The organism is Enterococcus sp. AZ020 (assembly GCF_050499205.1).
Taxonomy (GTDB): domain Bacteria; phylum Bacillota; class Bacilli; order Lactobacillales; family Enterococcaceae; genus Enterococcus_L; species Enterococcus_L dunnyi.
In genome coordinates this window covers 3598053-3618212 of the sequence record NZ_JBIPAT010000001.1, presented here as the reverse complement: position 1 = coordinate 3618212, position 20160 = coordinate 3598053, and the positions used below count along the sequence as shown (strand labels likewise).

Here is a 20160-nt window from a genome sequence, read left to right as displayed (position 1 = left end):
AAAGGAGAGTTCTGATGAAACAGTCAAAAATGCTAATCCCAACATTACGAGAGGTACCAAATGATGCTGAAGTGTTAAGTCATCAAATGCTGCTTAGAGCGGGCTATATCCGCCAAGTATCAGCAGGAATTTATTCTTATCTGCCTTTAGCTAATCGTGTCCTCGAAAAATTGAAGAAAATCATGCGTGAAGAATTTGATAAGATCGATGCAGTCGAAATGTTGATGCCGGCATTACTACCAGCTGAATTATGGAAAGAATCTGGTCGTTATGAAACTTACGGTCCCAACTTGTATCGATTAAAGGATCGTAATGATCGTGACTTGATTCTTGGTCCTACACATGAAGAAACATTTACTGAACTGATCCGTAACGAAATCAATTCGTATAAGCGTTTACCATTGAATCTGTATCAAATCCAAACAAAATATCGTGATGAAAAACGTCCACGTTTCGGTCTATTGAGAGGCCGTGAATTTATTATGAAGGACGGCTATTCATTCCATTCAAGCGAAGAAAGCTTGGATCAATCTTACCGCGATTATGAGAAAGCTTACTCAGCTATTTTTGAGCGCTGTGGTCTGAATTTCCGGGCGATCATCGGTGACGGTGGTGCAATGGGCGGAAAAGATTCAAAAGAGTTTATGGCCATATCTGACATCGGTGAAGACACGATTTGCTTTTCAACTGAAGGTGATTACGCGGCAAACTTAGAAATGGCAACTAGCCTTTATACACCAAAAAAATCGCATGAGACACAATTAGAAATTGAGAAAACAGCAACACCAAACGTCTCTTCGATCGAAGAAGTTGCAGCATTTTTCAATGTTGAAGCGCAAAAAATAATCAAGTCAGTTCTATTCATGGCTGATGAAGAACCTGTGTTAGTTTTAGTTCGTGGTGACCATGAAGTCAATGATGTCAAATTGAAAAACTTCTTAGGCGTTGATTTCTTAGATGAAGCAACAGAGGAAGATGCGCGTAAATATTTAGGTGCTGATTTTGGTTCAGTTGGACCAGTTGAGTTATCTGAAGAAGTTAAGTTGTACGCTGATCGACATGTTCAGGATTTAGCCAATGCAATTGCTGGAGCAAATGAGACTGGCTACCATCTCACTAATGTGAATCCAGGGCGTGATTTCACACCGATCAGTTATGAAGATTTACGCTTTGTGCAAGAAGGGGACCCTTCGCCTGATGGAAATGGACTATTAGAATTTACAAAGGGGATTGAAATAGGTCATATATTCAAATTAGGTACACGTTACAGTGAGTCGATGGGTGCAACGGTCTTAGATGAAAATGGTCGTGAAAAACCTGTGATCATGGGTTGTTATGGTATTGGCGTCAGCCGACTGTTATCAGCGATCGTTGAACAAAATATCGATGAAAATGGTATCAATTGGCCAACTGGAATTTCACCATTTGACTTGCATGTCGTTCAAATGAATGTCAAAGATGAATACCAATCGAAACTGGCTCAAGAAGTGGAAGAAATGATGTCTGCTTCTGGCTATGAAGTTCTTGTGGATGACCGCAATGAACGTGCAGGAGTGAAATTTGCTGATGCTGATTTGATTGGCTGTCCGATCCGAATCACTGTTGGGAAAAAAGCGGTCGATGGTGTTGTTGAAGTGAAGATCAAACGAACAGGTGAAATGGTAGAAGTACGTAAGGAAGAACTTGAGAGTACTTTGACTATCTTGCTTAATCCAGAAAAAGAATAATTTAAACGTCTATGAAATCAGTTTTTATATGGTTTCATAGACGTTATGTCTTTTCTAGCAATTGTATTTCACTTTGAAAAATAGTATACTAAACTGTGGCGAGGCACTTGGCAGAAATGTCTAAGGGCCTCTTTCTTATCAAATGTTTCTGGCGGATTTTTGCTCAGATCAATAAAATTCGAGAAGATATGTTTAACTTGGCAAGACTCTTACAAGAGAAAAGAGCCGAGTTTGTTTCGTTTTTAAATTAAAGGAGGTTCGTTTGGTGGCAGAAAAAGCACAAGACTTATTTGAAAAGTTGATCGATCAGATTCAATTAAGCGAACAAGAACGGCAACATCCGTTGATCCAACAAGGAAAAATCAATAAGGTAATTGTTCACCAGCAAAGCCGTCATTGGGAATTTCATTTAGGCTTTTCAGAAATTTTACCAGTAATGCTGTATCAATCATTTATGCAGCAATTACAATTAGCATTTCAACAAATTGCAGGTGTTTCAGTGAAAATCACGACTGAAAAGACCGAGTTTACCGCAGATCAGTTAACAGACTACTGGCAAGTAGCGTTACTGAACAGCCAGTGTGATACTCCTTTAGTGCAGCGTGTGATCAAGAGTCAAACACCGATCATTGAAAATAAAAAAATTATTTTACCTGTTGATAATGATGCAGTCATTCCCTATCTAAAACAACAATATTTGCCGATTATCGAAGATCTATTTCTTGACTACGGCTTTCCTAAATTCCATATTGAACCTAAAATGGATGAACAACAGGCGAAGCGTGTTTTAGCCTTATTTGAGGAACGAAAACAAGAACAAGACGCAGCTTTTCAACAGCAGGCAGCAGAGTCGTTGATCAAGCATGAACAAAAGAAAAAACAACAGCAACAACAAGGTCCAGCATTGGAAGGTCCTATTCGTTTGGGTAGAAATATTCCCAATGATGAACCAATTATGCCGATGGGCAACATTTTAGAAGAAGAACGCCGTATTACGATCGAGGGCTTTATTTTTGATAAAGAAGTACGTGAATTGCGTTCAAAACGAAAAATCTTGATTTTAAAAATCACAGACTATACTTCTTCTTTCATTGTTAAAAAGTTCTCGAATGGTGAAAAGGATGAACAGATCTTTGATGCGATCCAGAAAAATAGTTGGGTTCGAGTTCGAGGCAGTATTCAAGAAGATACCTTTATGCGGGATCTAGTCATGAACTGTCAGGATTTGATGGAAGTCAAACATGCACCGCGTAAAGACTATGCACCAGAAGGAGATAAGCGGGTAGAACTTCATTTACACAGCAACATGAGCACGATGGACGCAACGAATAATGTAGGTGATTTAGTCGCTCAAGCAGGTAAATGGGGACATAAGGCCATCGCAATCACCGATCATGGTGGTGCTCAAGCTTTCCCGGATGCTCACAGTGCTGGTAAAAAAGCGGGCGTAAAAATTTTGTACGGTGTCGAAGCAAATGTTGTGGATGATGGGGTGCCGATCGCTTATAATGAAGCGCACATTGAATTAAGTGAAGCTACTTATGTTGTCTTTGACGTGGAAACGACTGGACTATCAGCAGTTTATGACACGATCATTGAATTGGCTGCGGTCAAAATGCACAAAGGAAATATCATTGATACATTCGAACAATTTATCGATCCGGGACATCCTTTGTCTCAGACGACCATCAATTTAACGGGTATTACGGATGAAATGGTTCGCGGGTCAAAATCAGAAGAAGAAGTATTACGTCTTTTTAGAGAATTTTCAGAAGGCACGATTTTAGTTGCCCACAATGCTTCGTTTGATATGGGCTTCTTAAATACGAGCTACGGTAAATATGACATACCAGAGGCTGAAAATCCAGTCATCGATACATTGGAATTATCTCGTTATTTGCACCCAACCTTCAAAAGTCACCGTTTAAATACCTTGTCTAAAAAATTCGGTGTCAATCTAGAGCAGCATCACCGGGCGATCTATGATTCTGAATCAACGGGTCATTTATGCTGGATCTTCTTAAAAGATGCGAAAGAAAATCATGGCATGAATTATCATGATGAACTGAATATGCATATTGGAGAAGGCGATTCGTATAAACGAGCACGTCCTTTCCATGCAACGATTTTAGCAACAACACAGGCTGGTTTAAAAAATCTCTTTAAGTTGATTTCAATGTCTAATGTGAATTACTTTTTCAGAATTCCGCGGATTCCTCGTTCTCAGCTGAATAAATTACGTGAAGGCTTGATCATTGGTTCGGCTTGTTCGAGCGGTGAAATTTTCGAAGCGATGATGCAAAAAGGGGTAGAAGAGGCTAAAAATCGGGCAAAATTTTATGATTATATCGAAGTGATGCCCAAAGCTGTCTATGCGCCTTTACTTGAACAGGAATTAGTCAAAAGTGAAGCTGACTTGGAAGAAATCATTGCGAATTTAGTCAAGATCGGTGACGAATTGGATAAACCGGTTGTTGCAACGGGGAATGTCCATTATTTGAATGAAGAAGATAGCATTTATCGTAAAATTTTGATCGGTTCGATGGGGGGAGCAAATCCTCTGAATCGCCATAGTTTGCCGGATGTTCATTTTAGAACAACAGATGAAATGCTGACGGCTTTCCAATTTTTAGGAGAAGAAACAGCTCATAAGCTGGTTGTAGAAAATCCTAATATGATTGCAGACATGTGTGATGAAATCACTCCCGTTAAGGATGATTTGTATACACCTAAGATTCCAGGTTCTGAAGATGAGATCAGAAACTTGAGCTATACACGTGCCAAAGAATTATATGGCGATCCACTACCGGATATCGTTGAAAAACGATTGAAAAAGGAATTGGATAGTATCATCGGAAATGGCTTCTCAGTTATTTATCTGATTTCGCAAAAGTTAGTGCACAAGAGTATGGAAGATGGCTATTTGGTTGGCTCACGTGGGTCAGTGGGGTCGAGTTTTGTCGCGACGATGACTGGGATCACAGAAGTTAACCCATTAGCACCTCATTATCACTGCACGAACTGTCAATATTCTGAATTCTTTGAAGATGGTTCTTATGGTTCCGGGTTCGATATGCCGGAGAAAAATTGTCCGAACTGTGGGCAGCGTTTGTTTAAAGATGGTCATGATATTCCTTTTGAAACATTCTTAGGTTTCCACGGAGATAAAGTACCCGATATCGATTTGAATTTTTCAGGTGATTATCAGGCTGAAGCTCATAACTATACGAAGGTGCTGTTTGGTGAGGAATATGTGTATCGTGCCGGAACGATCGGTACCGTTGCAGATAAAACGGCCTACGGTTTCGTTAAGGGTTATGAGCGTGATCACAATCTTCATTTCAGAGGAGCTGAAGTGGATCGTTTAGCAAAAGGTTCAACTGGGGTGAAACGGACGACAGGACAGCATCCGGGCGGGATTATTGTTATTCCGGATTATATGGATGTCTATGACTTTACACCGATTCAATTTCCTGCGGATGATCAAAATGCGGAATGGAAAACGACTCACTTCGACTTCCACTCGATCCACGATAATATTTTGAAACTTGATATACTAGGACACGATGATCCAACAGTTATTCGGATGTTACAGGATTTATCCGGAATCGATCCGAAAACGATACCAACAGACGATTCGGAAATGATGCGGATTTTTGCAGGACCAGAAGTTTTAGGTGTTACTCCGGAACAGATCTATTCTAAAACGGGTACATTAGGGATTCCGGAATTTGGGACAAGATTTGTACGAGGAATGTTGGAAGAAACACACCCGTCGACTTTTGCAGAGCTATTACAAATTTCTGGTCTATCTCATGGTACAGATGTTTGGCTGGGGAATGCGGAAGAATTGATCAAACGTGGAGAAGCGAACCTGGCAGAAGTAATTGGTTGTCGTGACGATATCATGGTTTATTTGATCCATGCAGGACTGGACAGTGGGATGGCCTTCAAAATTATGGAAACGGTACGTAAAGGTTTATGGAATAAGATTCCTGATGAGCTGCGTGAAGAATACTTGAAAGCAATGAAGGAAAATAATGTACCCGACTGGTACATTGATTCTTGTTCAAAAATCAAGTACATGTTCCCGAAAGCCCATGCGGCAGCATACGTATTGATGGCTTTGCGGGTAGCGTATTTTAAAGTGTATTTTCCTATTCTTTACTACTGTGCTTATTTTTCTGTTCGTGCAGATGACTTTGATTTGGTGGCAATGTCTCAAGGTAAAGAAGCAGTCAAAGCTCGAATGAAAGAGATTCAGGATAAAGGACTGGAAGCCTCTACGAAAGAAAAGAATTTATTGACTGTTTTAGAATTAGCGAATGAAATGTTAGAGCGCGGATTTAAATTTGGGATGATCGATCTGTATAAGTCAGATGCTGAAAATTTTGTCATCGATGGAGATACCTTGATTGCCCCATTTAGGGCAGTTCCAAGTTTGGGTCTAAACGTGGCTCGCTCTATCGTAGAAGCAAGATCTGAACCGTTTTTATCAAAAGAAGACTTAGCAACACGAGGAAAAGTCTCTAAAACATTGATAGAATATATGAACGAAAATGGCGTGTTGAAAGATTTGCCTGATGAAAATCAGTTATCCTTGTTTGATATGCTTTAAACAATGGGACTAGGTTTCTAGGGAATTCTACTTAAAAAGGATCTGGGATATTTCCCAGATCCTTTTTAAACGTCTTATAATTGGATCAAAGCATCGCTAGAACCAGTTGTATATAGAATAAATAAGCTGTTTAAAGAGCTTTCCATCAAAATTTTTGAGGCTTGTAATGTATAAAAAGCAATGTGCGGGCTAACAACAACATTATCTAATGCCAGTAATTCTTCAATATAAGGATTTTGCTTTTCTTGTTCAGCTTTTGTTTTGTTGACGAACATCATTTCGTCTTCTAAAGTATCTAAACCAGCACCAGCAATTTGTCCATTTTTAAGTGCTTGGATCAATGCAGAAGTATCAACTAGAGGTCCTCTAGCTGTATTGATCAAAAGAGCATCAGGTTTCATTTGCTTCAATAAAGATGCATTGATCAAATGATGATTCTCTTGAACATAGGGAGTATGGAGTGTTAGAATGTCTGCTTCTTGGGCAACTGCTTCTAAAGAGCTACGGTAAGTCAAAACAGAACCAACATCATTTTTAGGGTATTTATCATAAGCAATGACAGTTGCACCTAAGGCAGTGAATAATTCTGCGGTAACTAAACCGATATGACCGGTTCCCACTACACCGACTGTCAGATCGTGGATTTCTCTCCCAATCAAACCGTCCAATGTAAAATCTTGTTGCTGCTCTCTTTGTAGAAGTCTTGGAATTTGACGCAGCAGCATCATTGTCAAAGTTAAGGCATGCTCTGCAATTGCTCGCGGACTATATACCGGCACGTTGCAGGCAGCGATCTGATATTTTTTTAGAAAATCTTTATTTAACCCGTCAATTCCTGCAGAACGTGTAGAAAGTAAACGAATATTATTTTCTGCCATGATTTGATAGATTTTTTCATCATGGACAGCGGCCATTTGTTGAAATGAGATTGCATCGTATCCCTTTGCTAAAATAACTGTTTGGGTGTTCAATTCTTGATCCGTAAATGCAATCTCAACGTTATGCTCTTTGGCCCATTTTTCTGCAACAGGCTGTTCCTTTTTTCCAATCCCGTAAATAAAAATTTTCATGATTATTTCTTCCTTTCGTATAAACAGATCAGTTATTAAACTACTATAAATAACCTTTCTCTTGCTATTGTATGAAAATTAGACAAAATTTCCTAGTAAGAAGTCGTTTAACGAAAAAAATCTAATGAAAAACGTAATAATGCGCCTAGACCTTTAATTTTTCTGTTTAGTAGCATATAATAAAAAAGGGTTTATTTAAGAATACAATCGAATGATTTTCATGGTACAATAGCAGTTGATGGATCATTACAGGAGGGAACACGATCATGGTCAAAGAAAAAACAAGATATAAAGCAGTGATTGCTGATCATACGTATACAATAATCGGGCAAGAAAGCAAACAACATATGGATCTAGTCACAAAACTAGTGAATGAGCAGTTAGCTGAAATCAAGCACATCTCACCACAGACAGATAATGAGCAAGCATCCGTGTTACTTGCGATCAATGCAATTTCTGATCAATTAAAAAAACAAGAGAAAACGATCAATTTAGAAAAAGAAGTGGCAGAATACAAAAAACAAACAATCCGTTTAGCTGAATTGGAAAATCGAATCAAACGGATCGAAGCAATCGAAGAAGAGGCACGAGATGTTTTGAAAAAGAACGGTCAAGAAGGTGTTGAGATCCATAATCACATGGAAGCCCAACAAATACTCAATGAAAACAGAAAACAACAAATTCAAAACAAAAGTACAGAGCAATAGTCTGAAAGGATGACAGGATGTTAACATTACTCATTTTAGTAATACTAGCGATTGGATATTATACTGGTTCCAGACGTGGATTGGTTTTGCAGATTTTGTATACATTCGGTTATCTTTGTACGTATCTTATCGCAAAATCAAATTATAAAAGCTTAGCTTCTCATTTAGAATTGTATGTCCCTTATCCTTCACCAACAGAAGAAACGAAATTGCTTTTTTTCAACCAAAAACTAACGTTGGATTTAGATCAGGCATTTTACGGTGCTGTTGCATTCTTGCTGATTATGGCAGCAGGCTGGTTAGTGGTTCGCTTTTTAGCGATTTTTGCTCATGGGCTGACTTTTTTACCTGTATTAAAACAAGCAAATGGATTAGCGGGAGGACTATTGAATTTTATTGTAGTGTATGTCGGGGTCTTTTTAGTACTGTACACCGTTTCGATGCTTCCTGTCGATGCCGTTCAAAATCAATTCAAAAATAGTGGACTTGCACAATTTATCGTTAAAGATACACCAATATTTTCCAAGCAGATCTATGATTTATGGGTCGAGCAAATGATTAAATAGAGAATAAAGAGAACATCTGGATAGCTAGAGAATGAAGGTAAACATAACTTGTTTCAATGCTGAATCAGTTACTGTTTGCCTACTTCACGTTACACAGTAAAAAAGAATAGAAGGTGAGAATCAATGAATACCCGTATTTTAACAACTTTAGGTTTTGATAAAGTCAAACAAATGATTGCCCAATATATTGTTACAGCACAAGGGATGGAAGAAGTTGAGCATTTAGTTCCTGTCAATGATGAGCTGACGATCCAATCATGGTTGGAAGAAACCGAAGATAGCCTAAAAATACAACGATTACGCGGTGGAATACCTATTCCAAAGCTGGAAAATATTCGTCCGCATATGAAACGAATCGAGATCGGTGCCGATTTGAATGGCTTGGAATTAGCACAAATCGGTCGAGTACTATCTACGACATCTGAGATCATTCGTTTTTTCAATGATCTACAGGATAGTGAAATCGACTTGTTACGTCTTTATTCATGGACAGAGCAATTAGTTGTATTACCTGAACTAAGTCGCCGTTTAAAAGAGTCCATCGATGAAGATGGACGCGTTACGGATGACGCCTCCCAAGAATTGAAGGGCATCCGTAATAATATTCGTAAAAGTGAGCAAACGATCCGTGAGCAATTAGATGGTATTGTAAGAGGAAAAAATGCGAAATATTTAAGTGACGCGATCGTTACAATGAGAAACGAACGCTACGTTATTCCAGTGAAACAAGAATATAAAAGTGTATTTGGCGGTGTTGTCCACGATCAAAGTTCTTCCGGACAAACCTTATTTATCGAACCAAAACAAATCGTGGAACTCAATAACCGCTTACGTCAGCATCAAATTGCAGAGCGAAATGAAATCGAGCGGATCTTATCTGAACTATCAGCTGAGTTAGTTCCTCATCGTAATGATATTCTGCACAATGCTTATGTGATCGGTAAATTTGATTTTGCAAATGCAAAGGCTCGCTTTGGTAAGGAACTCAAGGCAGTTGTTCCCGAAATCAGCGAAGAAAACCATATTTATTTCAAGCAGGCAAGACATCCTTTATTAAATCAGGAAAAAGCTGTACCGAATGATATTATGATTGGTGAGGATTATCAGGCAATTGTCATCACTGGACCAAATACCGGAGGAAAGACGATCACACTGAAAACCTTAGGACTGTTGCAGTTGATGGGACAATCAGGCTTGCCGATCCCAGTAGGCGAAGAAAGTCGTATGGGAATTTTTGACGAAGTCTTTGCAGATATCGGTGATGAACAATCGATCGAGCAAAGTTTAAGTACGTTTTCTTCGCACATGACGAATATTGTCAGCGTTTTAGAGAAAGTGGACAGTCATAGTTTAGTTCTCTTTGACGAGCTGGGTGCTGGTACCGATCCGCAGGAAGGTGCTGCATTGGCTATTTCGATTTTAGACGCATTAGGCAGTAAGAGTGCGTATGTCATGGCGACAACTCATTATCCTGAATTGAAAGTTTACGGCTATAATCGTGCAGGTACGATCAATGCCAGCATGGAATTTGATGTAGATACTTTGAGTCCAACATATCGTTTGCTGATTGGTGTTCCAGGAAGAAGTAATGCGTTCGAAATTTCTAAACGTTTAGGTCTAGATCAAACAATCATCGATGAAGCCAAACATATTATGGATGGAGAAAGTCAGGATTTAAATGAAATGATCGCTGACTTAGAAAATCGTCGCAAGATGGCTGAAACAGAATACTTGGAAGTTCGTCACTATGTGGATGAATCAGAGCGTCTATATAAAGAATTGAAAGATGCTTATGGTTACTTCTTTGATGAACGTGAGAAAGAGATGGCTAAAGCACGTAAGAAAGCTAATGAGTTAGTTTCTGAGGCACAAGAACAAGCAGAAGCTATTATTTCAGATATTCGTAAAATGCAGTTGACCAGCGGCAACCAAGGCGGTATCAAAGAACATCAGCTGATTGATGCAAAATCGAAGCTTTCTCAACTCCATCAAGAAGAAACACGCTTAGAAAAAAATAAAGTATTAAAAAAAGCGAAAGAACAGAAACAGCTAAAAACGGGTGATGAGGTCATTGTGAATACGTATGGCCAACGAGGAACCCTGATTCGCAAAACTGGCTCGCAAGAATGGCAAGTACAGCTTGGTATTTTGAAAATGGCTGTGAATGAAAACGACATGACACCGGTAGCACCTGAGAAAGAACCAAAACAGCGGGTAACTGCTGTGCGCTCAAGCCAAAGTAGTCATGTACCGAATCAGTTGGATCTACGAGGAAAACGCTATGAAGAAGCTTTGGCAGAAGTAGATCAATATTTGGATGCAGCAATTTTAGCTGGCTATCCGCAAGTCACGATCGTTCATGGAAAAGGGACTGGGGCATTACGGACAGGAATCACCGAATATCTTAAAAATCACCGCAGTGTGAGCGGATTCGAATTTGCACCGGGGAATCAGGGCGGTAATGGGGCAACAATTGTTAAATTCAAATAGCGTACTTACCTTTAGTAAGCAGAAAACTAGTCGGATAAAGGAACAAGTGCTATAATCACAATAGAAGTAAAAGTAGGAGGTAAATCAAATGACACAAGTAATTACAGATAAAGAATTTGCAGCAGAAACAGATAGCGGTCTTGTATTGATCGACTTTTGGGCAACATGGTGTGGACCTTGTCGGATGCAGGCACCGATTTTAGAACAACTAAGTGAAGAATATGATGAAAGCGAACTGAAAATCGCAAAAATGGATGTGGATGAAAATCCGGAAACACCAGCTTCATTTGGTATCATGAGTATTCCAACGCTTCTTTTGAAAAAAGATGGCGAAGTTGTAGAAAAAGCAGTTGGTGTCCATTCAAAAGAACAATTACGTACATTGATCGAAAAATATTTATAAAAAGCAAAAGGTTGAGACGAATGATTTTTTCGTCTCAGCTTTTTTGAATGAGCGTTTTTGGTGAATGAGATAAGACGGAAAGTTTTGTCTGACTCACCTTTTTTCTGTCTAACAGTCGAGAAAATGGTATAATAAACTTTATCAAAGAAAGAGAAAGGAAGTACTATGAACGAAAGAATCAAGAATAAATTAGCATTGCTTCCTGATCAGCCAGGCTGTTATTTGATGAAAGACAAAAATGGTACCATTATTTATGTCGGGAAAGCAAAAGTATTAAAAAATCGTGTTCGCTCTTATTTTACTGGCAGTCATGATACAAAAACAGAACGACTTGTCAGTGAAATCGAAGACTTTGAATATATTGTCACCGAATCAAATATCGAAGCACTCTTATTGGAAATCAATTTGATTCATAAGAATGATCCTAAGTACAATATTATGTTGAAAGATGATAAAAGTTACCCTTTTATCAAAATCACGAATGAAGATTATCCGCGTCTATTGATCACACGTAAGGTTGTAAAAGATAAAGCTCTTTATTTTGGTCCCTATCCGGATGTTGGCGCAGCAAATGAAACGAAACGATTGCTTGATCGCTTATTTCCTTTAAGAAAATGCCGTGTACTGCCAAAGGAAGTTTGTTTATATTATCATATGGGGCAATGCTTGGCTCCTTGTGTATTTGACATCCCTAAATCAACATATAAAGAAATGGTGGGAGAGATCAAGAGCTTCTTGAATGGCGGACATCCTGCAATTCAAGAGGAGCTTCAACAGAAAATGGCTGCTGCTGCTGAAAACATGGAATTTGAAAAAGCAGCAGAATACCGCGACCAGATCAAAGCGATCGAGACTGTAATGACCCGTCAGAAAATGACCAATGCAGATCTAGTCGATCGTGATGTTTTTGGCTATTCAGTGGACAAAGGCTGGATGTGTGTGCAAGTCTTTTTTGTTCGTCAAGGAAAGTTGATTGAACGAGATGTTTCGATTTTTCCATTCTATAACGAAGAAGAGGAAGACTTTTTGACGTTTATCGGACAGTTTTATCAAGAAAATGAACATTTTATTCCAAAAGAAGTGTTGATCCCGGATAATATCGATATTGAAAGTGTTGAAGCGATGCTTTCAACAAAAGTGCTGCAACCCCAACGAGGAGAGAAGAAAAAACTGGTAAAACTTGCTGGTAAAAATGCTACAGTCGCATTACAGGAAAAATTTGATTTGATCGTCCGCAAACAAGAGCGGACGATCGGAGCAGTTGAAAAGTTAGGCAATGCAATGAATATTCCAGCTCCTGTACGAATCGAAGCGTTTGATAACTCGAATATTATGGGAACTGATCCGGTTTCTGCGATGGTCGTTTTTGTCGACGGCCGTCCTGATAAAAAAGAATATCGAAAATACAAGATCAAAACGGTAAAGGGACCAGATGACTATGCATCCATGCGAGAAGTTATCTATCGCAGATATTCCCGTGTTCTAAAAGAAGGATTGCCATTCCCTGACCTGATCGTCATTGATGGCGGGAAAGGTCAGGTAGATGCGGCAAGAGAAGTCCTAGATAATCAGCTTGGTTTGGATATCCCGATCGCTGGATTGGCTAAAAATGATAAGCATAAGACAAGTGAGTTACTTTTCGGTCCTGAACTAGAGATCGTTCCTTTAGAAAGAAATTCTCAAGAATTCTTTTTACTACAGCGAATTCAAGATGAGGTTCATCGATTTGCGATCACGTTTCATCGTCAATTGCGAAGTAAGAATAGTTTTGCTTCACGTTTAGACGGAGTTGAAGGTCTAGGTCCCAAACGAAAAAAAGAACTTTTAAAGCAATTCAAATCTTTAAAAAATATTACTGCAGCAAGTATCGAAGAATTAAATGCTTCTGGACTACCCAAAAATGTGGCTAAAAATGTCTATGACCATTTACATGAAAAAGAAGAGAAGTGATTAATTAGTGAAAGGGAACAAGATTACTTCTTAAACACTAATTTTCGGATTCAGAGAGCGGAATAAAACTGGTTTTTAGTTTTGTTCCGCTCTCTCTTTCCTACGATTAGTCAAGAGAAAAATAAAGAAATAATCAAAGATATTTTAATCGTTTGTAGACGAAGGGAATATTTTAGAAAAAAGTTCACGATAAATAACCCTGATGAGTATGTTTTTTTTCCAGCAGGGTGCTATAATTAATATATAAGACTTGGTCTTATTGGTCCATAGAGACCGTGTGCGCATAGTCGTACCTTGTCTCATTCTTGATCATGGAATAGAGACACTTTAGTAGTTTGTTCATGCAGGCTACGGTCGCAACCTTATCCTTTTTGGATAAAGGTTGCGTTTTTAATTTATAATAGTAATCCACGATATGATTAGGCGCGGCAGCTTGCTGGCGAATCATATTTTTCACGGTAAAATAAAGGAGCTTTCGAGCCTTGGGGTTGCCACGTTTATTGATATGGTCTTGGGCTAGGTATTTACCAGATTGATACCTACGGGTATCTATCCCAACAAACGCATTCACTTTCTTATGATTTTCAAATCGGCGAATATCGCCAATTTCACCAATAATTAATGCGGCAGATACTTCACCAATCCCCGGAACACTTCGGTAAAGATCAAATTCTGGTAAGGGTCTTGTTTGTTCGATCAGTTGCTTAGACACCGTTTCTTTTGAGTGAAGAAGTTCTTTTAATTGGCGGGCGTAATAACGAACTTTCTGTACTTGAATGCTCGTTTTCGTCGTCGCTGGATAGGAAGTAGAAGCCAATGAAAGGAGCTGTTGCGCTTTTTCTAAGGCTTTTTTATCCGAAAGACGTTTGTCTGTGCTCTTTTTCAAAATATTTTTTATTTGAGTTTGACTAAATCCCGCTAAGCATTCTGGATGAGGGAACAGCTCGATAAGATTCAATGATAATTTTGACAATCGATTCGAAAAAAGGCGTTCCAATTCCGGAAAACTAAGTTGAAGAGCCGTGTGTAAGTACATTCTTAGTCGCTTGATTTCTGCTTCTATCTCTTGATAAAAGCGAGCTAAATCATGGGATTCTTCATAAATATCAGGTTGGAGTTTCTTAATTTTCCGCTCATACTGGCAGTGAGTTTGTGCTAGTCGATGTGCGTCTTGTTTATCCGTTTTAAGCACACGAAGACCGCTATCCAGCTGTTTTTTTGCTTCCAAAGGATTCAATAGACAATAAAGTAAGTGATTATTTTGACAAAAGGTTTCAATCACTCTTGAGTAAATACCGGTCGATTCAAATACGATACTAGGCAGTTCGGGTAACTGTTGAATTTCTTGAAGCAAATAATCAAAGCCAAATTTGGTATGAGTAATCTCTCCCTCGGAGAGACAACGCTCATCTTCGTAAAGCACGTGATAACTTTTCCCCATCGAAACATCTAATGCAAGTACATATGTCATACGTTCATCTTCTTTCTTTTTTTTTGAAAGGTACTTCACTGTTTCATTTCATGTCTAATTTCCTTAACACGAGCTCGAAGCCCCAACATACTTAAAACAGATTTTAAAATGACAGTGAAGGAGACCGTTTTTTTGTAGGGACTCGAAGTCCAAGAGAGCATGGTCGATCTTCCTTTCACTCTTTACTATAGACCTAAAAAAGGAAATAGAGGGTAAAGTCATCCGTCGGTGACTTTACCCTCTAATCTTAGTATGTTTTTTATGACCAAAGAGGAAATTATGAATAAAAAACAATTGACAGCAGAAACAACAAACGATACTATATCAGTATATGATATATCGCTTGACGATATAAAGGGGCGGAGCATCATGGAAGAAACATTGACAGACTCTACCTATTTGATTCTGTTAGCATTATTAAAACCACAGCATGGCTATGCTATCATGAAAGAAGTAAATCTTTTAACGAATGGTCAAGTTACGATTGGTCCAGCAAGCATGTACACTATCTTAAAAAAATTACAAACAAGCAAATATATTTCATTAGAGGAAAGTAGTGATCGGAAAAAGATTTATTTGATCACTGATAAGGGACGAAGCATCTTAGAGCAAGATGTAGAACGACGGAAACTCTTGTATCAAGCTGGAAGTCGTCTGTTAGCAAAAAAAGGAGATTGAATGAAGATGGTTAGGGGAAAAAAATACATTTTTTCTAGAGGCGTAGCATTTTATCCTGAGAAAGAAATGCAGATCTTAAAAATGATGGCTGAGGATGGCTGGCTTTTTAGAAAAATGAATCGGTTGGGATTTTTGGTTTTTGAAAAGGGAGAACCAGAACAGAAGAATTTTTCTGTTGATTTTTTTGAAGGGTCAAAAGAAGAATTGTCTGAATATTTGGTGATTTATGAGCAGGCAGGCTGGGAGAATATAGCGAATTACAAAAATAAATATTTTTATTTTAAAGCTGATCTTGATACACCGACTATATACTCAGATCCAGAGAGTTATTGGCAGCGAATGAAGAAAGAATGGCTTTGGATGCTGCGGAGTTATTGGATCTATTTTCCTATAGGACTCATTCTTTTAGGAATACTTCTACATACAAAGGAGTCGAATAATCTGATCCTTTCTAATTTAGCATTTCGAGTAGTTCTTATGTTTGTGGGTATGCTTTTTGTTGCACTGCCACCAGGAGTTGTGATCAGTGTGATATTTTCTCTAGTATTTTATCGAGACAGGACCAAATACTATAATCATCCGGAACGTTTCGCGAAACGACAAAAGGTAATGAGAGATTCTTTATTTCTAGGGGCAATTGGCTTTGTTCTGGGCGTCATGGTTAGTCTTATTTTAGGTGAAACATTTTATTGATACGTGAATTAGTTATTTACAAAATAAATCAAGTATGAAAATAGGGGGATGAAAATGTTAGAAGTGAATAATTTAGTCAAAACATTTGGGGACTACACAGCTGTGGATGATATTTCTTTTGAAATTCCTGACGGAAAAATCCTTGGATTGATCGGCCAAAATGGGGCGGGAAAGACCACAACATTTCGTTTGATTTTAGATTTTTTATCGCAAGACAGTGGAACAGTCCTGTGGAATGGTCACTCGTTAAGCGGGAAAGACTATAACGATATTGGTTATCTACCGGAAGAAAGAGGATTATATCCAAAGATCTCAATTCAAGATCAGTTGATTTATTTTGCAGAATTGAGGGGAAAAACAAAAAAAGAAATCGAACCTAAGATCGACGAATGGATGGAAAAATTCAAAGTTAAAGGAAAGAAAACAGATAAAGTAAAATCACTTTCCAAAGGTAATCAACAAAAAGTTCAATTGATCGCAACGTTGATTCATGAGCCGAAACTAGTTATTTTAGACGAACCTTTTAGTGGGTTGGATCCTGTGAACGCTGAGCTTTTAAAGGATGGGATTCTTGCATTGAAGGAAAAAGGTTCCTGTGTCATTTTCTCTAGTCATAATATGGATAATGTTGAGAAAATCTGTGACCATTTGGTGATGTTGCGTAGTGGAAAAATGGTGTTGAATGGGAAAGTCCATGACATTCGTGAAAGCTTTGGTCGTACTAAGGTTTTCTTGGAATCACCATTGGAACCAGCGGATGTCCTAGCAATCGATGGCGTTAAAGCCGCGGTCAAGCGTGGTGATGGAGTGGTCGAAGTAACCTTGGAAGATCCAAAAGCGGGTGAAGAAATATTTGCACGTGCGACTCAATTTGGGTATATCCCAATGTTCAATCAGCAGCCACCAACATTAGAAGAAATATTCAAAATGAAGGCAGGTGAACCAAATGAATAAATTCTGGATCATAGCAAGCGATGTATATAAAAAGAATGTGAAATCCGTTTCTTTTGTCATTATGATATTGGTGCCGTTTATAGTAATGGGGATCATCTATATTGCTGGTTCACTTGCTGGTGGTTTTTCTGAGGATACAAAAGTTGGACTTGTGTCAGATAACCAAGTATTGGCAGAACAGCTTGCAAAGTCTGAAAGTGATGAATATACATTTAAAGTTGTTACATCACAAAAAGATGCTGAGAAGCAATTGAAAAAGAAAGATATCGATGCTTTTCTTGTACTTGATACAAAAGAAGAACAGATTCAAGGAAAATTATACGTCGAATCTTCCTTAGGAACAACGACAGAATTGATGATGAGCCAAATGCTCAATGGATTACAATCTTCGTTAAATGCAAGTAAGCTGAATCTAACTGCTGAACAAGTATCTAGTCTAAGTCAGCCCGCAAATTTCGAAAAAACAAAAGTTAGTTTTGATGAAAATGGCAAGATGACTACCGGTCAAGATAATACAGCGATTCAATCAGCTTTATCATTTGTCATAACGATTATTTTGTGGGTAATTATCATCACCTATGCATCGATCATTGCTCAGGAGATTGCTTCAGAAAAGGGCACGCGGATCATGGAAGTCATTTTGTCCAGTACAAAAGCTCAAACACACTTTTATGGCAAATTGACTGGGGTGATCTTGGTTGCATTAACGCAAATTGTGATATATGCTGCGGCAATCGGAATTGGTTATTCACAGTTAAAGAATTTAGAGATAGTCAAAACATTTTTAGATGGGATCTCATCCGCTAATATCTTTGGCAGCTTTTTATTCTTCACGTTAGTATTTTTTGTTCTAGGTGTCCTAGTCTATTCAGTTCTTGCAGCATTGTGCGGTTCATTGGTTTCTAAGCCAGAAGATACTGCAAAAGCAGTGCAACCAATTATCTATATCGCAATGATCGGGTACTTTATCGGCATTTCATTGGGACCGACTGATCCGCAAAATATTGTGATCAAAGTTACTTCTTATATCCCATTGATTTCATCGTTTATTATGCCGATTCGTTTAGCAAGTGAGACAGTAAGTACGACAGGCGCTGTAATTTCTGTTGTGATCTTGGTCGTTTTCGGTATATTATTGACACTATTTTCTGCTAAATTATACAAATCAAATGTATTAGTATATAGTGACGGTGGTGTATGGAAGTCATTGAAACAATCGATTTCTATTTTAAAAAATGAACGAAAAAAAGTAACTGATTAGGGAAAAAACCAATTTAACGAAAAAAGCCTGAACTAAAACTAGTTTTAGTTCAGGCTTCAGACTGTAGACAAAGTCCTAAAAAAGGGGCTCTTTGTCAACTAATGTTGGTAAAGAAAATCCAAAGAATGAAATCGATGAATATGAATCCTAGAGGAAATTTCCTCTAGGTTTTTTTGTTTTCTTGAAAAAGAATGGTGCCAAAACACAAAGAAATTCTCAATTTGAAATTGTAAAAGTTACGGAACCCGTAAGCATTTCTCTTCAACACTTTAATATGGTTATTTAAACCTTCTAATGGTCCATTAGAATAAGACAATTCTAGCGCATGTTTAATTTCATTTTGGTACTTCTTAAACGTACCAATAGTCTTTTGATAGTAGGGAGGAAGACGGCGGAAATCTTCGTCTAATAGTGCATGAAACCGATCAAAGTCTCTTGTCTGTATAGCATAAAGAAAGTCCTGATAACAGGTGTGGCCACTTTTCAACTCGTCATCATACGCAAGTAATCGATCAACGATCTCTGTTTCAGTTAAATAGGTGCGGAAAGAAGGACGCCAAAGGCGTTTTTCAAAATCAAGCTTCGATTGATTTTTTTGAAGAAGCTTCCAGTAGTTCTTCAAGTGTCGATATTTTTTCGCTTCTGTATTTCCCTGATGAAGAAAGGTGTTCATTCTCTGAATGCGGTGCTTTAAAAAGGTTCGACCGATGAGTTGGACAATATGAAAGCGATCAAGAATAATCTGAGCCATCGGGAATAACTTTTTGACGAGAGAAAAATAAGGAGCATACATATCGCAAACAATATACTTAACCGTTTTACGAACAGTCAAAGGAAATCGTGAAAAATAACGCTCTAGAAAAGGGAGCTGACGATTTTCAACAACATCAATTAACTGCTTGGTTTGCCCATCCATCATGATGAAACTCATCGAAGCCGTGACTTGTTTCACTGATTTGAATTCATCAAAACAAAGAACTTCCGGTAAGGTGAGTCGATTGATTTTTTTTGGCTCATAAAATCGTTTCAAGACACGGTAAACAGAGGAAACAGAGACCTTCTTTTGACGTGCAATTTGACTCATAGAAGTGACGTTTCGGAGGCGGTCAGCAATGGACAGCTTCACCTTCGATGAAATCGAACACCCTTTTTCAACAAGACTCGTTTCTGCAACAAATGTTCTGTCACAAGAATGACAGAAGAAACGACGTTTCTTCAAGCGTAAATACGTTTGATACTCCGAAACATCGTTGAGTAAAATCAAACAGCTTGTAAAGCCCCAACGGATAATTGCTTCCTTTTCTTCTTGATCACAGTGAGGACAAATATGCGCAGTATAATCGAGCGTACCAGAAAAGACCTGACAGATTCTTCCTTTGACCCGTTCTTTTTTTAAGCAGTTTTCGTTAAAAGTGATATTTAAGTCTAGAATATCTAAGGTATTTTTGATAAGATTTGTATAGGACATCTTGATTTCCTCCTTTTTGAATGGTTTTAGACGACTTCATTCTAAAGGATATCAGGGTGTCTTTTCTATTATTTTGCATTAAAAAAGATGCCAGTGATTTCTCA

At 38.2% G+C, this 20160-nt stretch carries 14 protein-coding genes; 11 read left to right on the top strand and 3 right to left on the bottom strand.

All coding sequences use genetic code 11. The features are described from left to right. The first annotated feature begins 14 nt into the window (after window positions 1-14). Window positions 15-1727: a proline--tRNA ligase gene (locus IGI58_RS17275; RefSeq protein ID WP_087640191.1), complete on the top strand. Its 1713-nt coding sequence runs from the start codon at window positions 15-17 to the stop codon at window positions 1725-1727. Window positions 1728-1992: 265 nt separating this feature from the next. Further along, window positions 1993-6345, top strand: coding sequence for a PolC-type DNA polymerase III (locus IGI58_RS17270; protein ID WP_225533885.1), 4353 nt, complete (start codon window positions 1993-1995; stop codon window positions 6343-6345). Between the two features lie 74 nt (window positions 6346-6419). Here IGI58_RS17270 and IGI58_RS17265 read toward each other — a convergent pair whose 3' ends face one another. After that, window positions 6420-7415, bottom strand: coding sequence for a D-2-hydroxyacid dehydrogenase (locus tag IGI58_RS17265; protein ID WP_429952449.1), 996 nt, complete (start codon window positions 7413-7415; stop codon window positions 6420-6422). A gap of 266 nt (window positions 7416-7681) precedes the next feature. On the opposite strand from IGI58_RS17265, the gene zapA reads away from it, so the two are divergent. From zapA to uvrC, 5 genes are all read left to right on the top strand, one after another. Continuing rightward, on the top strand, window positions 7682-8122 hold the full coding sequence (zapA, locus tag IGI58_RS17260; protein WP_162288321.1) for a cell division protein ZapA: 441 nt from the start codon (window positions 7682-7684) through the stop codon (window positions 8120-8122). Between the two features lie 17 nt (window positions 8123-8139). Beyond that, window positions 8140-8688 (top strand): CvpA family protein, encoded by a 549-nt coding sequence (locus IGI58_RS17255; RefSeq protein WP_225533887.1) that lies wholly within the window; start codon window positions 8140-8142, stop codon window positions 8686-8688. A 123-nt stretch (window positions 8689-8811) separates the two neighbouring features. Next, window positions 8812-11178, top strand: a complete 2367-nt coding sequence (locus tag IGI58_RS17250) for an endonuclease MutS2 (RefSeq protein ID WP_429952450.1) — start codon at window positions 8812-8814, stop codon at window positions 11176-11178. A gap of 88 nt (window positions 11179-11266) precedes the next feature. Then, window positions 11267-11581: a thioredoxin gene (gene trxA, locus IGI58_RS17245; protein WP_087640185.1), complete on the top strand. Its 315-nt coding sequence runs from the start codon at window positions 11267-11269 to the stop codon at window positions 11579-11581. Window positions 11582-11746: 165 nt separating this feature from the next. After that, window positions 11747-13531 carry an excinuclease ABC subunit UvrC gene (gene uvrC / locus IGI58_RS17240; RefSeq protein WP_429952451.1) on the top strand — a complete coding sequence of 595 codons (1785 nt, stop codon included), beginning with the start codon at window positions 11747-11749 and terminating at the stop codon, window positions 13529-13531. 256 nt (window positions 13532-13787) lie between these two features. On the opposite strand, the gene IGI58_RS17235 is transcribed toward uvrC, so the two are convergent. Further along, a complete protein-coding gene (locus IGI58_RS17235) occupies window positions 13788-15002 on the bottom strand; it encodes an IS110 family transposase (RefSeq protein ID WP_429952452.1) in 1215 nt (404 codons plus the stop codon). Window positions 15003-15371: 369 nt separating this feature from the next. Here IGI58_RS17235 and IGI58_RS17230 point away from each other — a divergent pair, with 369 nt between their 5' ends. From IGI58_RS17230 to IGI58_RS17215, 4 genes are read left to right on the top strand one after another with little or no spacing between them, the layout of a single operon-like run. Then, window positions 15372-15680: a PadR family transcriptional regulator gene (locus IGI58_RS17230; RefSeq protein WP_225533890.1), complete on the top strand. Its 309-nt coding sequence runs from the start codon at window positions 15372-15374 to the stop codon at window positions 15678-15680. After that, the gene (locus tag IGI58_RS17225; RefSeq protein WP_429952453.1) at window positions 15681-16373 is read left to right on the top strand and encodes a DUF2812 domain-containing protein; all 693 of its coding nucleotides are present in this window, start codon (window positions 15681-15683) and stop codon (window positions 16371-16373) included. A gap of 54 nt (window positions 16374-16427) precedes the next feature. Then, window positions 16428-17327 (top strand): ABC transporter ATP-binding protein, encoded by a 900-nt coding sequence (locus tag IGI58_RS17220; RefSeq protein WP_087640181.1) that lies wholly within the window; start codon window positions 16428-16430, stop codon window positions 17325-17327. Continuing rightward, window positions 17320-18588 carry an ABC transporter permease gene (locus IGI58_RS17215; protein ID WP_429952454.1) on the top strand — a complete coding sequence of 423 codons (1269 nt, stop codon included), beginning with the start codon at window positions 17320-17322 and terminating at the stop codon, window positions 18586-18588. Before IGI58_RS17220 ends, IGI58_RS17215 begins: the two co-directional genes overlap by 8 nt. A 163-nt stretch (window positions 18589-18751) precedes the next feature. On the opposite strand, the gene IGI58_RS17210 is transcribed toward IGI58_RS17215, so the two are convergent. Continuing rightward, window positions 18752-20056: an ISL3 family transposase gene (locus IGI58_RS17210; RefSeq protein ID WP_429952441.1), complete on the bottom strand. Its 1305-nt coding sequence runs from the start codon at window positions 20054-20056 to the stop codon at window positions 18752-18754. Window positions 20057-20160 lie beyond the last annotated feature (104 nt).

Coding starts and splice junctions, on each gene's coding strand:
- IGI58_RS17275 (WP_087640191.1), top strand. CDS start 15: ATGAAACAGTCAAAAATGCTAATCCCAACATTACGAGAGGTACCAAAT.
- IGI58_RS17265 (WP_429952449.1), bottom strand. CDS start 7,415: ATGAAAATTTTTATTTACGGGATTGGAAAAAAGGAACAGCCTGTTGCA.
- zapA (WP_162288321.1), top strand. CDS start 7,682: ATGGTCAAAGAAAAAACAAGATATAAAGCAGTGATTGCTGATCATACG.
- IGI58_RS17255 (WP_225533887.1), top strand. CDS start 8,140: ATGTTAACATTACTCATTTTAGTAATACTAGCGATTGGATATTATACT.
- IGI58_RS17250 (WP_429952450.1), top strand. CDS start 8,812: ATGAATACCCGTATTTTAACAACTTTAGGTTTTGATAAAGTCAAACAA.
- trxA (WP_087640185.1), top strand. CDS start 11,267: ATGACACAAGTAATTACAGATAAAGAATTTGCAGCAGAAACAGATAGC.
- uvrC (WP_429952451.1), top strand. CDS start 11,747: ATGAACGAAAGAATCAAGAATAAATTAGCATTGCTTCCTGATCAGCCA.
- IGI58_RS17235 (WP_429952452.1), bottom strand. CDS start 15,002: ATGACATATGTACTTGCATTAGATGTTTCGATGGGGAAAAGTTATCAC.
- IGI58_RS17230 (WP_225533890.1), top strand. CDS start 15,372: ATGGAAGAAACATTGACAGACTCTACCTATTTGATTCTGTTAGCATTA.
- IGI58_RS17225 (WP_429952453.1), top strand. CDS start 15,681: ATGAAGATGGTTAGGGGAAAAAAATACATTTTTTCTAGAGGCGTAGCA.
- IGI58_RS17220 (WP_087640181.1), top strand. CDS start 16,428: ATGTTAGAAGTGAATAATTTAGTCAAAACATTTGGGGACTACACAGCT.
- IGI58_RS17215 (WP_429952454.1), top strand. CDS start 17,320: ATGAATAAATTCTGGATCATAGCAAGCGATGTATATAAAAAGAATGTG.
- IGI58_RS17210 (WP_429952441.1), bottom strand. CDS start 20,056: ATGTCCTATACAAATCTTATCAAAAATACCTTAGATATTCTAGACTTA.